8 protein-coding genes are annotated in these 12,570 nt (G+C 64.1%); 1 reads left to right on the top strand and 7 read right to left on the bottom strand.

The genetic code is table 11. The features are described 5' to 3' along the window. Positions 1 to 89: 89 nt before the first annotated feature. The 7 genes from NZL82_RS09905 to NZL82_RS09875 form a co-directional block, all read right to left on the bottom strand. Complete coding sequence (locus tag NZL82_RS09905) at positions 90 to 677, bottom strand: DNA-3-methyladenine glycosylase (RefSeq protein ID WP_261269589.1); 588 nt, start codon at positions 675 to 677, stop codon at positions 90 to 92. A 3-nt stretch (positions 678 to 680) separates the two neighbouring features. Beyond that, on the bottom strand, positions 681 to 3,086 hold the full coding sequence (treY, locus tag NZL82_RS09900) for a malto-oligosyltrehalose synthase (protein ID WP_261269588.1): 2,406 nt from the start codon (positions 3,084 to 3,086) through the stop codon (positions 681 to 683). Positions 3,087 to 3,114: 28 nt separating this feature from the next. Beyond that, positions 3,115 to 5,013, bottom strand: a complete 1,899-nt coding sequence (gene malQ, locus NZL82_RS09895; RefSeq protein WP_261269587.1) for a 4-alpha-glucanotransferase — start codon at positions 5,011 to 5,013, stop codon at positions 3,115 to 3,117. After that, a complete protein-coding gene (treZ, locus tag NZL82_RS09890) occupies positions 5,010 to 6,704 on the bottom strand; it encodes a malto-oligosyltrehalose trehalohydrolase (protein WP_261269586.1) in 1,695 nt (564 codons plus the stop codon). The genes malQ and treZ overlap by 4 nt, the downstream gene beginning before the upstream one ends. After that, positions 6,701 to 8,803, bottom strand: coding sequence for a glycogen debranching protein GlgX (gene glgX / locus NZL82_RS09885; RefSeq protein WP_261269585.1), 2,103 nt, complete (start codon positions 8,801 to 8,803; stop codon positions 6,701 to 6,703). The genes treZ and glgX overlap by 4 nt, the downstream gene beginning before the upstream one ends. 119 nt (positions 8,804 to 8,922) lie before the next feature. Continuing rightward, positions 8,923 to 9,204 carry a DUF2934 domain-containing protein gene (locus tag NZL82_RS09880; protein ID WP_261269584.1) on the bottom strand — a complete coding sequence of 94 codons (282 nt, stop codon included), beginning with the start codon at positions 9,202 to 9,204 and terminating at the stop codon, positions 8,923 to 8,925. 91 nt (positions 9,205 to 9,295) lie between these two features. Further along, positions 9,296 to 10,432, bottom strand: a complete 1,137-nt coding sequence (locus NZL82_RS09875; RefSeq protein ID WP_261269583.1) for a Gfo/Idh/MocA family protein — start codon at positions 10,430 to 10,432, stop codon at positions 9,296 to 9,298. A 133-nt stretch (positions 10,433 to 10,565) separates the two neighbouring features. Here NZL82_RS09875 and NZL82_RS09870 point away from each other — a divergent pair, with 133 nt between their 5' ends. Further along, positions 10,566 to 12,371, top strand: coding sequence for a glycoside hydrolase family 15 protein (locus tag NZL82_RS09870; RefSeq protein WP_261269582.1), 1,806 nt, complete (start codon positions 10,566 to 10,568; stop codon positions 12,369 to 12,371). Positions 12,372 to 12,570 lie beyond the last annotated feature (199 nt).

Here is a 12,570-nt window from a genome sequence, read left to right as displayed (position 1 = left end):
CGCCCTTTTTCTTGTTATGAAGCGAGGCTGATTAGAAATATGGTCGGTATCAAGAAAATAAGTTTTTGCAGTGCGGCCAAAATATGGCTTCAGTCATGGTGCAATGCAGCGCTTTCATCAGGGAACTGGCGGCTGAGCCAAGGCGAATGTTTCAGACCATAGCGTCGCATCCGGTCCGCGGCCTTGGAAATCCCGATCCGCGGTCCGGTCATGATCTGGGGCGATTCACCGGCATCCGTCAGGAGGAACGGCAGCTCGTTCAGCGAGGCACCGTCGAGCGTCAGATCAATAGCCAGCGCGGTACAAAGCCGTCCGGGACCGGAACATAGGAGCCGGGACGCCATCTCCACGCCCCGTCTTTGCCGCATCACGTCCAGACCGAAACGCGGCTCGATCGCGCGGATGAGGACCGCGCTACCCGGCGTGCCGCAAACGATGTTCAGGCAGCGATGCAGGCCATATATGCGATAGACATAGGCGCGGCCGACCGGCCCGAACATCGCCGCATTGCGCCGTGTTCGGCCGACAAAGCTGTGCGAGGCAGGATCGGCCGCGTCATAGGCTTCGGTCTCCACGATCGGGCCGCCAACGCCATCGACGGTCAGGATCACCCCGATCAACGCCTGGGCCACGGCGTCGACATCCTGCGTGTAGAAATTCGGGGGCAGGGCCTGCACGACTTAGCCTGGATTGGAGAGCGAGCGCATTTCGTACCACACGGGCTTGTCCCTCAAAAGGTCAGCGACACGCTTCGACCCTTCGGGCAGCAGGACCTCCGTATCGCGCCAATCCACAAATCCATCCGCGTCCGCCAATCCCGCCAGCCGCAATCCGAAGACGCAGAGAAGCGTGCTGTCTTCACGCCGCCGTTCGAACCCGATTGCGCAGTCGCGACCATGGCCGGTGATCGAAAGAGGCCGATATTCGCCAGCGGTGAAGAGTTCAGGGTTCTTGCCTCTCAAGGCAAGAAGATCGGCGATCAGCGCTTGCTTGGCGACGCTGCAATCCGTCAGCGCGGCTTCGCGGGCTTCATAATCCACCGGTCGGCGATTGTCCGGATCGACGAGGCTCAGGTCGGCGAATTCGGTTCCCTGATAGCAATCGGGAATGCCGGGCGCCGTATAGCGCAAGGCGACTTGAACCAATGAGTTTGCCTCCGCCGCCGCACCGATACGGGTCAGCAGGGCTTCAACCCCTTCGCGGAAAGCGGCACCCGCCTCCTCCTCGATCAAGGTCTTGGCGAGCGCGTTGCAGCGGGCCTCATAATCGGTATCGGGCGCTTCCCAAGAGGATCGCAGCTTGGCTTCGCGCAGCGCCTTTTCCTGCCATGCTGCGATACGCTCGGCGAAGTCGCCCATGTCCTCGGGGGCAGGCCATGCGCCGACCAGCGTCTGGATCAGCATATACCAGTCGGCGGGATCGATCCCTTCCGAAAGCGACAAGGTCTGTCGCTGCCAAAGCTCGATCTGCTCGCGCCATGTATCGGGTATTGCGCTCAGCACTGCCAATCGTGCGCGAACATCCTCGCCGCGCTTATGGTCATGGGTCGCGGTGGTGAGCATGGCGTGGGGAAAGCGCTTGGCCCGACCCGCCATGCGATCATGAAAGGCGGCGACCGACAGGCTCAGCCGCCCGGCGTCGAAGCCCACATCATTGCGCGAAAGCAGAATGGCGTGGCGATAAAAGGCGGTGTCCTCTACCGCCTTTGCCGCGATGGGCGCGGACAATTGCTGGAACCGCCTGACGGCGTCCGCCAGCAGGACGCGGTCGCCCGGCCCGCGACCGGACAGCCATTCCAGCACGCGGTCCACGACAAACCCCTCACCCGGCGGCACGTGGCGCTCGACGCGCTGGCGAACTGCGGCACGAACCGGTTCATCGGTGGCGGGGGCGTTCGGGCCATAGGTTCGATAGACCGGAAAGACCCAGAGCAATCGTTCGATCGCCCGACGCAGCATCGCAGTAGTGATCGCGCCGGTCAGATCGGGCACAGAGGCAAGCAGCGCCGCGAAGGAGGCAACGCACTGATCCATCTGCCCCGCAAATTGCCAGACCAGCAGATCCTGCCGCGCCTGTAGTTCCTCGGGCCTGAATTCGACCGGTCGACCGCTCAACTGGCCCCATAATTCGCCGAGCGGGCGCGTCCCTTCCGGGGCATGGAGAAGCGCGGCGACCTCTTCCATGAAGTCGTATCCGCTGGTTCCGTCGACGCCCCAATCATCGCCCATCGCCTCGTCGGCGGCGAGGATTTTCTCGACCACGATATAGGCGCGATTGCCGTCGTCTCGATCGAGGGCGTCGAAGCGTGCACGCAAGGTTCGGCAATATCCGATCGGATCATTCAGCCCGTCGACATGATCGATCCGCACGCCATCGATCAGCCCCTCGCGATAGAGGCGAAAATACAGAGCGTGGCTTTCCTCGAAAACCTCGTCATCTTCGACGCGCAGTCCGGCAAGATCGTTGATCGTGAAGAAGCGCCGCCAGTTGAGTTCGTCATTCGACACCCGCCATGAGGCGAGGCGGTAATGCTGGCGCTCCAGCAATTCGGCTAAGTCCGCCGTCTCTGCCCCGTCCTGATCCTCGTCGCGGATCGGCAGCCTGTGTTCCCCATAGGCGACGATCCAGGCGCGTCCATCCTGGCGTTCGACCATGATCTGTCCGTCGGCGATGACCTTCGCCAGGGGATCACCCAAGATCGGCAGAACGAGTTTCCTCGACCAGTCTATATCGAAGAAGCGCGCATAGCGGCTGGCCTGGCCATGGGTCAGCACGTCGTCCCACCAGCGATTGCCGCCGCCCGCCACGCCCATATGGTTCGGAACGATATCGATGATGACGCCCATACCGCGGCGGCGGGCCGCTTCGGACAGGCTGCGGAACGCCGCTTCGCCACCCAGTTCGGGGTTGATCCGTGTTGGATCGATCACGTCATATCCATGCATCGACCCGGCCGCCGCGGTGGTGATCGGCGAGGCATAGACATGGCTGATTCCCAGCCGATCCAGATAGGGTAGCAAGGCCTCCGCCCTCGCGAAGGGGAAGTCCTTGTGGAACTGGAAACGATAAGTGGCGCGCGGCGTCATGGGCGCAATCCTTTGGGCAAGAAGCGGATCAGCGGGCGTTGAGAGTGGCGATACGGCGCGCCGCATCGGGGTCGGCCAGGCAAGTGGCGAGATCGCCGGGGAGGCGACGGCGCCAATTGGGATGTTCGTCCGTGGTGCCGGGCAGATTGGGCTGCTCCTCCAGCGCCAGCAAATCCTCGACCGGCACGATGGCAAGTGGACAGGGCGTCGAGGCCACCGCGTGGATCGCCGCTTCGACGACCGGGGTCGCATCGTCGGGCTGAGGTGTGCCCTGACCAACCATATCCCAGAGTGACGTTCGTTCCTTGCCGCGGTTTTGTTCGTCGTCGGGAGAAACGGGCTTTCCGGCGATCCGAGCCCGCCACGTCAGGTCGCGGCCCTGCCACCAACCCGCGACGGTCGGGATGTCATGGGTCGCGGTCATCGCAATCGCCTGTTCGTCCCAGCGTTCGGGAGGCGTGAACCCGCCATGCTGATCGCGTTCGAACGGCAGGACGCGCATGCCCAGCATCCCGGCACCAGCCATCACGTCGCGGAAGCCGGGTGGGACGGTGCCCAGATCCTCACCGATCACGATCGCACCGCGCCCGCCATTGGCGCGGTGCGCCTCGATCTTCAGGATGCGCAGCATGTCGGCGAACGGCATCGCCAGATAGGCACCCTGATCGGCAGGGGCTCCATCGGGAACGACCCAGAGGCGACAAAGCCCCAACGCATGATCGATACGAATGCCGCCAGCATGGGCGAAGACGGCGCGGAGGGTGTCGATGAAGGGCGCGAAACCCTGACGCCGCAGCGCGAAGGGGGAGAGGGCGGTAATCCCCCAATTCTGCCCGTCCGGCCCCAGGGGATCGGGGGGGGCGCCGATCGACAGGCCGGTCAACAAATCCTGTGGTCGGCTCCAGCCGTCGGCGCCGTTGGCCGCGACCCCGATCGCAAGGTCGGCGATCAGCCCGATCGCCATGCCGCTTTGTCGTGCCGCTTCCGCCGCTGCCTCCAGCGCGCGCTCCGCATGCCACTGCGCAAAGGCATGGAAGCGGATGGCATCCTCATGCTCCTCGGCGAAGCGCGCCACGGCGTCCCCGTTTGGATCGCGATAGGCGACTGGCCAGTCGGGCCAGCCGGCGGCGCGGTCGCGCTGATGGAAATAGGCGTGCAGCGTGTCGTAAAGCGCCTGCGCCGCCAGCCGTTCGCCCGCCTGTCGCCGCCATTCGGCAAAGGCCTGCTCTTCCGACCCCGAAAGCCGATCATAGGCCAATCGCAAATCCCGCATCCGGTCGGGCGCGGCGCTGGGCCAGTCGATCAGGTCATCGTCTTGCGGGACGGGCTCGCCAGCGGGCGCGAGCCAGATGTTCCGGAACAGGCGGCTCGACGGGGCATAGGGGCTGAACCGGCTCGCATCCGCCGGGAACAGCGCATGAACCGGACTGATCGCCAGCGCGGCGGCCCCGGCCCGCCCCAATGTCGAGGCGGCGGCGGCGAGGCTGGCGAAGTCGCCATAAGTCCCGCCCCCTTCGCGCAGGGAAGGGATCTGGACCGCGCTTCCCCAATGCCGTCCCGACGGGGGAGCGGGGCATCGCGGCGGCGCGATGGCGAGCGTCAGCGCACGCCCCGCCTGTTCCAGTCTGTGATAGCCGCATATCGCCTGCACCGGCAGGCGAACGCCATCTTGATGCTCTTCCAGCATCACCGACAGGGTCGCACCGTCTTCCCGCGTCAACTGCGCGGCTCCGGCCCGCCACCCATGCGGCAGTGCGACACTCTGTTCCGCATCGCCCGAGACGAAGGTCACTTCCCCCGTTTCGATGTCCAACCGTTCGAGGATGGCCGACAGCACATCGTCGGATACGCGTTGTGTCTTCCCCTTGGCGTCTTCCCATTCGAGCGACAGTCCAGCCGCCTCGGCGCGGGCGTGAAGATCGCTCATGTCGCGATCCATGCCGCGAAGCGATCGGCTTCACGGAAGATCAGGTCGCCGTCATCGCCATTGGGGAGGACGGGCGTATCGCTGAGGTCGATGGCGATGGTCAGGATCGCGCCGCCCGCCATTCGCCAGCGCGCCTTGACCCCTGCGGTGCCATGGACGTCCGCCGCCAGACCGACCGCGCCTTGCAAGCGCGGTACGATGTGGGCGCAACGCAGGCTCAGCAATTCGCGATACAATGCACGCCATTCGCCGGCGGCAGGACCCGGTTTGGGGATCGACGCCTCGAAGGTTGCGAGGGCGTTGGGGTCCGGGATTTTCTCGCGCGCTTTCGCGTCGGCAAAGGCGTCGAATTTGGCGAATTCGCGGCGTCGCCCTTCACGCACCGCGTCGGCAAGTTCGTCGTGGAAATCGGTGAAGAACAGGAACGGGCTCTCGCTCCCTTCATCCTCGCCCATGAACAACAGGGGTATCTGTGGGCCGAGCAGCAGTAAGGCCGTGGCGGCGCGCAGCTTGTCACGGTCGGTCAGGTGGATCAGCCGCTCGCCCATGGCCCGGTTGCCGACCTGATCGTGATTTTGCAGAAAGGCGACGAAGGCCGTGCTCGGCAAATGGCCGGAGGGCTTGCCACGGGGCGCGCCGTCATGATTGGCCGAGCCTTCGCCCTGATATATGAACCCGTCTTTCAGACAGCGGGCGAGGCGTTCCGCCGGGCGATCCGCAAAGTCGCCATAATAGGCGCTCGTCTCGCCGGTCAAAAGGACGTGCAGGACATTGTGGAAGTCGTCGTTCCACTGCGCGTCATAGCGTCCCGGCCCCAGCCGCTCGGCATCGTTCTTCTCGTTCTCCAGCACCAGATGGACATGGCGTTCGGGCAGGGCAGCACGGATTTCGGTCGCCATGCGATCAAGAAAGCCGTCATTGGCGATGGCATGAACCGCGTCGAAGCGCAGTCCGTCGATCCGATAGTCGCGCAACCACATCAGCGCGTTATCGACGAAGAAGCGGTGCACCGGGTCCGCATCGACCGCCACCGCCCCGCCCCAGGGCGTGTCCACGTCCGGGTCGAAGAAGGCGCTGGCATAGGCGTTCAGGTAATTTCCGTCGGGCCCGAAGTGATTATACACCACGTCGAGGAAGACGGAGACGCCCAGCGCATGGGCGCTGTCCACCAGCGTCTTCAACTCGGCGGGTGAGCCATAAGGCTCCGCCACGGCATAAGGCAGCACGCCGTCATAACCCCAGTTGCGCGTGCCTCCGAACGTGTTGACCGGCATCAGTTCGATCGCGGTGATCCCGGACGCGGCGATGGCAGGCAGGCTATCGCGGATGCCCGCAAAGCCGCCTAACGCGCCCGCATGGACCTCCAACAGGACCGTTTCCTCCCACGGCCGTCCGCGCCATTCGGTCGCACTCCAGGCAAAGGCCGGGTCGACGACCACGCTCCAGCCATGGACGCCGCCGGACTGTAGACGCGAGGCGGGATCGGGCACCGCCAGCTCGGCATCCAGCCGGAAGCGATAGCGCGTCCCCGCTCCGGCAGGCGCGTCGGCGTGGAACCAGCCTTCGCCATCGCGGCGCATGGGAACCGAGGGAGCACCATCGATTTCCAGCGTCACCGCGTCCCGGTCCGGCGCCCAGAGGCGAAAGACGGTGTCCGCGCCCTCGCGTAGTTGGGGGCCCCAATGCGTCATGCCGCGACCACATTGCGCCAGGTGATCAGCACCGCGCTCTGCGGCCCGACTTCATAGCTGTCGTCAATCTCGACTTCGCCCTGTTCGGGCTTGGCGCTGTCGATCAGGACGGTGCGGGTGGCGTGGGGCGGGGGCAGGGTGAAGGTGATCGGATCGGGCGAGGCGTTGAGCAGCAGCGATACCGCCTCCACCGATCCATCCTCGATCGCGGTGGCGCGCCGCATCATCAGCGCGCGGCCCTCGGGATTGTCCCAATCCTCTGGGCTCAGCTGTTCACCGCGCTCGTCCCACCATTCGATGTCGTTGATGCCATGGCCCGGCGTATCCTGACCGTACAGGAAGTGCGGCGCGCGCAGGACCTGATAGCGGCGGCGCAATTCGGCCAGCCTGGCGGTGAAGGCGATCATCGTCTCGCCCTCCTCCGACGCCGCGGCCTTCCAATCGAGCCAGCTGATCTCGTTATCCTGGCAATAGGCGTTGTTGTTGCCCTGCTGAGTCCGGCCGAACTCGTCCCCCGCCACGATCATCGGCGTTCCAAGCGACACGAACAAGGTGGTCATCATCGACCGCATCACGCGCCCGCGTGCGGCGTTGATGCTTTCGTCCTCGGTCGGCCCTTCGGCGCCCCAGTTGCGGGAATAGTTTTCGGAATGGCCGTCGCGATTGTCTTCCTTGTTCGCTTCGTTGTGGCGCTCCTCGTACATCACGGTATCGGCCAAAGTGAAACCGTCATGCGCCGCGAGCATGTTGAGGCTGGCCCAGGGGCGCCGCGCCCGGCGGTCGAACAGGTCGCCCGAGCCGGACAGCCGCGCCGCGAGTTCGCCGCGCTGCCCCGCGTCGCCGCGCCAGAACTTGCGGACGGTGTCCCGATATTTGTCGTTCCACTCCGAGAAGCCAGGCGGAAAGTTGCCAAGCTGATAGCCGCCCGGGCCCACATCCCATGGTTCGGTCAGGAGCTTGAGACGGCCCAGAACCGGGTCCTGCCGAAGCACGTCGAAAAAGGCCGAGCCGGGGTCGAACCCGTCCGCCTCACGCCCCAGCGTCAAGCCCAGGTCGAAGCGGAAGCCGTCCACGCCGAAGCTGGTCGCCCAGTAACGCAGCGAGTCCGCCACCATCTGAATGACCCGCGCCTTGGACAGGTTCAGCGTGTTGCCGGTACCGGTATCGTTGATGGTGTAGCGTGGCTGATCCTGTACCAGCCGATAATAGCTGGCATTGTCGAGGCCGCGCCAGGACAGGGTCGGGCCCTTTTCCGAGCCTTCGCAGGTGTGGTTGTAGACGACGTCGAGGATAACCTCGATCCCCGCCTTATGGAGCCGGTGCACCGCCCGGCGCAGCTCGTCCTGGGTATCGCTCGCAAAATAGGCCTGCTCCGGGGCGAAGAAGCCCAGCGTGTTATAGCCCCAATAGTTGCGCAGCCCCTTTTCCTGAAGGAAGCGATCCTGTGTGAAGCTATGGATCGGCAGCAACTCGATCGCCGTGACGCCGATCCGCTTCAGATGCTTGATGACCGCCGGGTGGCCGAGTCCGGCATACGTGCCGCGCTCACGCGGGGGCACAAGGTCCATCAGCTTGGTCAGGCCCTTGACATGCGCTTCGTAAATGACCGTCTCGGACCAGGGGGTGTTCGGTTTGACGTCGCGCGACCAGTCGAAATGATCGTCCACCACGACCGCCTTGGGCATGGCGGCGGCACTGTCCCGCTTGTCGAAGCTGAGATCTTCCTTCTTGGACCGGATCTGATAGCCGTGCAGCGCATCGGTCCACTTGATCTCGCCATGCAGCTTGCGCGCATAGGGGTCGAGAAGCAGCTTGTTGGGGTTGAAACGATGGCCCGCCTCCGGCTCATAGCGGCCATGCGCGCGGTATCCGTATAATAGGCCGGGGCCGACATCGGGCAGATAGCCGTGCCATACCTCATCGGTGCACTCAGGAAGCGTGTAGCGCTTGAGTTCGCGCTTGCCCTGGGGATCGAACACGCAAAGCTCGATCCTGTCGGCATTGGCCGAGAATACGGCGAAATTCACGCCTTCACCGTCGAAGGTGGCGCCCAGCGGATGGGCGGAACCGGAAAGAATCTGGTCGGGCAATGCGGTCAAGGAAGCTCTCCGGCAAAAGTCGGACGACTATGCGACAGGTCAACACGGCAGGATTGCGGAACACGCGGGGAGAGGCCCCGACGACCGCCGTTAAGGTGGCGCATCATCGGGGCAAATCGTCAGCCCGGTTTGGCGACCCGTGGCTTTCGCGTCTTGGGCTTGGCGCCAGGTTCCGAAGTTTCCGCCTCCGACGGGGCGGACGCAACGGCCTTTTTCCGACGTGGCGCGGCCGCTTTCGGCTTGGCGGCATCCTCCGTCACCGGTGCCGAGGTCTCGTCGGAAGCCGGCGTGAACTCGCGTTCGGCCATCTCCCAATGTTCACGGTCGCGCCCATGCGGCTCGCCCTCAGCCTGCCAGATGTCATAGGCCCGTTGGCGAAGCTTTTCGTCCCGATCTTCCACCGTCACCTCCCTAACGTAACACCAGATATGTCATCGCGAGCGTAACGATTGATGCCGTTATTCCGCTCCGCGTAAAATGGCCTAATTGCGATCAATGCGCGCCGGTCGGCGATTTCGCCTTCACGGGCTCCGGCGGACTGACTGCCGATAGGGTCTGGCGCTGGCTCGCCGGGTCGATACGGCGGGTGCGGGTGAACGGCGGCAGCTCCACGCGCCCACCGGTTTGCAACGCCTTGACGATGCCTTCGATCACGCGAAGGTCCGACAATCCCTCTTCGGCGTCCGGCTCGGGATCGCGATCGTTTAGGATACAATCGGAGAAATAGCGCATCTCGCCGCCGAAGTGATCGGTATGCTTGAATTTCTCATGGCTCTGCTTGTCGCCGATCGTGACATTCTGTTCGATTGCCGACTGAAAGCCATAGGCCGGACTCATATGGATCGAGCCCTTCATGCCCGCCACGATCAGGCTGTCGATATTGTTCATCACATAGCTGACGGTGAAGCTGGCCAGCTTGTCGCCCGGCATCCGCAATACCACCGCAAAGGTATCGTCGAGGTCGCCCAGCCCGGCGCTCGGCTGTCGCGTGGCGACCGCGCTCTCGACCGCGACGGGCTCGGCACCGAAGAGATAGCGGATGGCGTTGATGGGGTAGGGCGCCATGTCGAGCAACGGCCCGGCTTCCAGCCCATGCTTGGCGCGGTGATTGTCGGGATCGAGCTTCTGCCCGAAGCAGGAAGTGAAGCCGACCAATTCACCCAGTTCGCCGTTCCGGATCTTCTCGATCGCATCCAGCGTGCCGGGCTCGAAGTGGAGGCGATAGGCGGTCATCAGCTTTGCGGTCGAGCGGCGCTCTGCATCCTGAATGGCGCGTGCCTTCTCGACCGAAATCTCGAGCGGCTTTTCGCAAAGGACGTGAATGCCAGCTTCCAGCGCCGGTATCGCGAACTCTGCATGACGCCAATTGGGAGTGCCGAGATAGATGGCGTCACAGACATTGGCGGTCAGCAGCTTGTCGAACTCGGCATAGGAGTAGACATGCTCGACGCCATATTTCTTGGCGAGAAGGCGACCCTTTTCGGCGTCGCCGGTGACGATGGCGGTCAGTTCGGAGTTGCCGGTGTGGCTGATGCCGGGGAGCATCGCCGACTGAGTGATGTCGCCCGCGCCGACAACGGCATAGCGAACTTTTTTCGAACCGAATCCCAATGCCGATGCCAGGCTCATGCCGATGCTCCCAAATGTCGATACGGATGCTGCAACGCGCAAATGCCAGGAAGGTCCCACGGAGACTTAATGCATTTGGCGAGTTTCCAGAGACTAACCTGCATCATTACCCATATCTGGAGCGAGCATCCCCGTGACATTGCCCGATCAGCATGCCGATCCGCTCCGTGACGCCGACGGGTTCCTGGATCTGGAAAATTATGCCGCGCTGGGCGATGGGCGCAGCGTCGCCTTGAGCGGTGCGGACGGTTCGATCGACTGGTGGTGCGTGCCCAATATGGACTCCGCGCCGTTGTTCGACCGACTGCTGGATGGTGAGCGTGGCGGATGCTTTTCGATCACCCCGGTCGAGCCCTTCACCGTCGCGCGCACCTACCGCCCCGACAGCAATGTGCTGGAGACGATCTTCACCACCGCAAGCGGTCGCGCCAAGCTGGTCGAGTCGATCAACAGCGGGCCGGCGGGGCGTTTGCCTTGGGCGGAATTGGCGCGGCGGGTGGAAGGGCTGGACGGACATGTCCGCTTCGCGATCACGCTGCGCTTCAGCCGAAGGGCGGACACGGTCAGCCCTTATTTCGCGCCGGCGGGTGGGCATAATGTTTTTCACGTCGACCGGGTGCTCGGCATATTTCGCCACTGTGCGCATGTGACCATCGACCGGGTCGAGGATGGGTTGGTGACCGGCACGGCGGCGGTCGGGCCGGGTGACCGGGCCCGCATCGCGATCATCGCGGGCGAGGACGAGCCCCTGGTCTGTCAGGACATCGAACAGATCGACGCACGGATCGACCTCTCGGACTTCGAATGGCGGCAATGGTCGGGCAATTTGAAGGTACCGGACCTGCACCGCGACCGCATCCTGCGGAGCGCGCTCGCGCTCAAACTGCTTCTCTACTCACCGACTGGCGCGATCACCGCCGCGGCGACGACCTCTTTACCGGAGGGGATCGGAGGCTCCAAGAACTACGACTATCGCTACGCGTGGGTCCGGGATGCAGGCTATACGATCAAGGCGTTCCTGCGCATCGGCGCTTATGGCGAAGCGAAGGCGGCGTTTACCTGGTTGCTCAAGCGTCTGGGAGAGGGCGAGCCGCAGGTCTGCTACACGCTGGAGGGGCAGCCCGTGCCCGCCGAGCAGGAGATTGCGGTATCCGGTTATCGCCATTCCCGCCCCGTCAGGGTCGGAAATCTGGCCGGCAGCCAGCATCAGCACGGCATTTACGGCGATATTTTCGAGACGGCGAGCCGTTTCGTGGCGTGCGGCAATTTTCTCGACACTTCCAGCGCCGAGACCTTGTCACATTTGGCGGACAGCTGCGCCGATCGCTGGCGCCTGCCCGACGCTGGCATATGGGAACTGCCCGAGCAGCGCCACTATACCATGTCGAAGATCAGTTGCTGGCAGGCGCTGGCGCGCGCGGTGGAACTGGCCGACGAGGGGCAAATCCCCACGACCTGCCGCGACCGATGGGCACGCGAACGCGACAGGATCGAAGCGTGGATCGGCGAACATTGCTGGTCGGAAAAGCGCGGCGCCTATCTGATGCATCCCGACAGTGACGCTCTCGACGCCAGCCTGGCGCTGGCGGTGCGGTTTCGCTTCGACGGGCAGGACCGTTTGGCGCGGACGCTCGACGCACTCGACCGGGAATTGGGTGAGGGGGCGTTCCACTATCGCTATTCCGGCGTCCATAAGGAGGAGGCGTGCTTCCTCGCCTGCACCTTCTGGATGATCGAGGCGCGTGCGATTCTGGGCCAGCATGACGCAGCGAAGGCTGCGTTCGACGCCGCGACAGAGGCGCTCGATAGCCGGGGCTGCGGGCTCTATGCGGAGATGATCGATGCCGGGACCGGCCATTATCTGGGCAACATGCCGCAAGGATTGACCCACCTCGCCGTCATCCAGGCGGCTGCGACTCTGGCTGGCGAAGAGCTCTGAGATATGGCGGTCGGCTGTGGGATAGTAGCGAACCGAGTTCACAATCGTCGGGAACAAGCCCTTCCGGACGAAGGGAGAGGCCGCATGCGTAAGCCTCGCGCGACTGGTCAACCTCGGATTTAGCGTCCCATTTGGCCGGAATCGATGCTTCTGATCTAGGCCACCGCGCGCTCTGGCCCCTTCCACCCGCTTCGACGCA

The sequence above is a fragment of the Sphingomonas sp. LC-1 genome, assembly GCF_025371035.1.
In the GTDB taxonomy this organism is placed as follows: Bacteria; Pseudomonadota; Alphaproteobacteria; order Sphingomonadales; family Sphingomonadaceae; genus Sphingomonas; species Sphingomonas sanguinis_E.
Note: the sequence above shows the minus strand (reverse complement) of the source record. Positions and strands in the feature narration are given on the sequence as shown.

Bases quoted from the DNA above. Each gene is read 5' to 3' on its own strand.
- treY (WP_261269588.1), bottom strand. From the start codon at position 3,086: ATGACGCCGCGCGCCACTTATCGTTTCCAGTTCCACAAGGACTTCCCC.
- malQ (WP_261269587.1), bottom strand. From the start codon at position 5,013: ATGAGCGATCTTCACGCCCGCGCCGAGGCGGCTGGACTGTCGCTCGAA.
- treZ (WP_261269586.1), bottom strand. From the start codon at position 6,704: ATGACGCATTGGGGCCCCCAACTACGCGAGGGCGCGGACACCGTCTTT.
- NZL82_RS09875 (WP_261269583.1), bottom strand. From the start codon at position 10,432: ATGAGCCTGGCATCGGCATTGGGATTCGGTTCGAAAAAAGTTCGCTAT.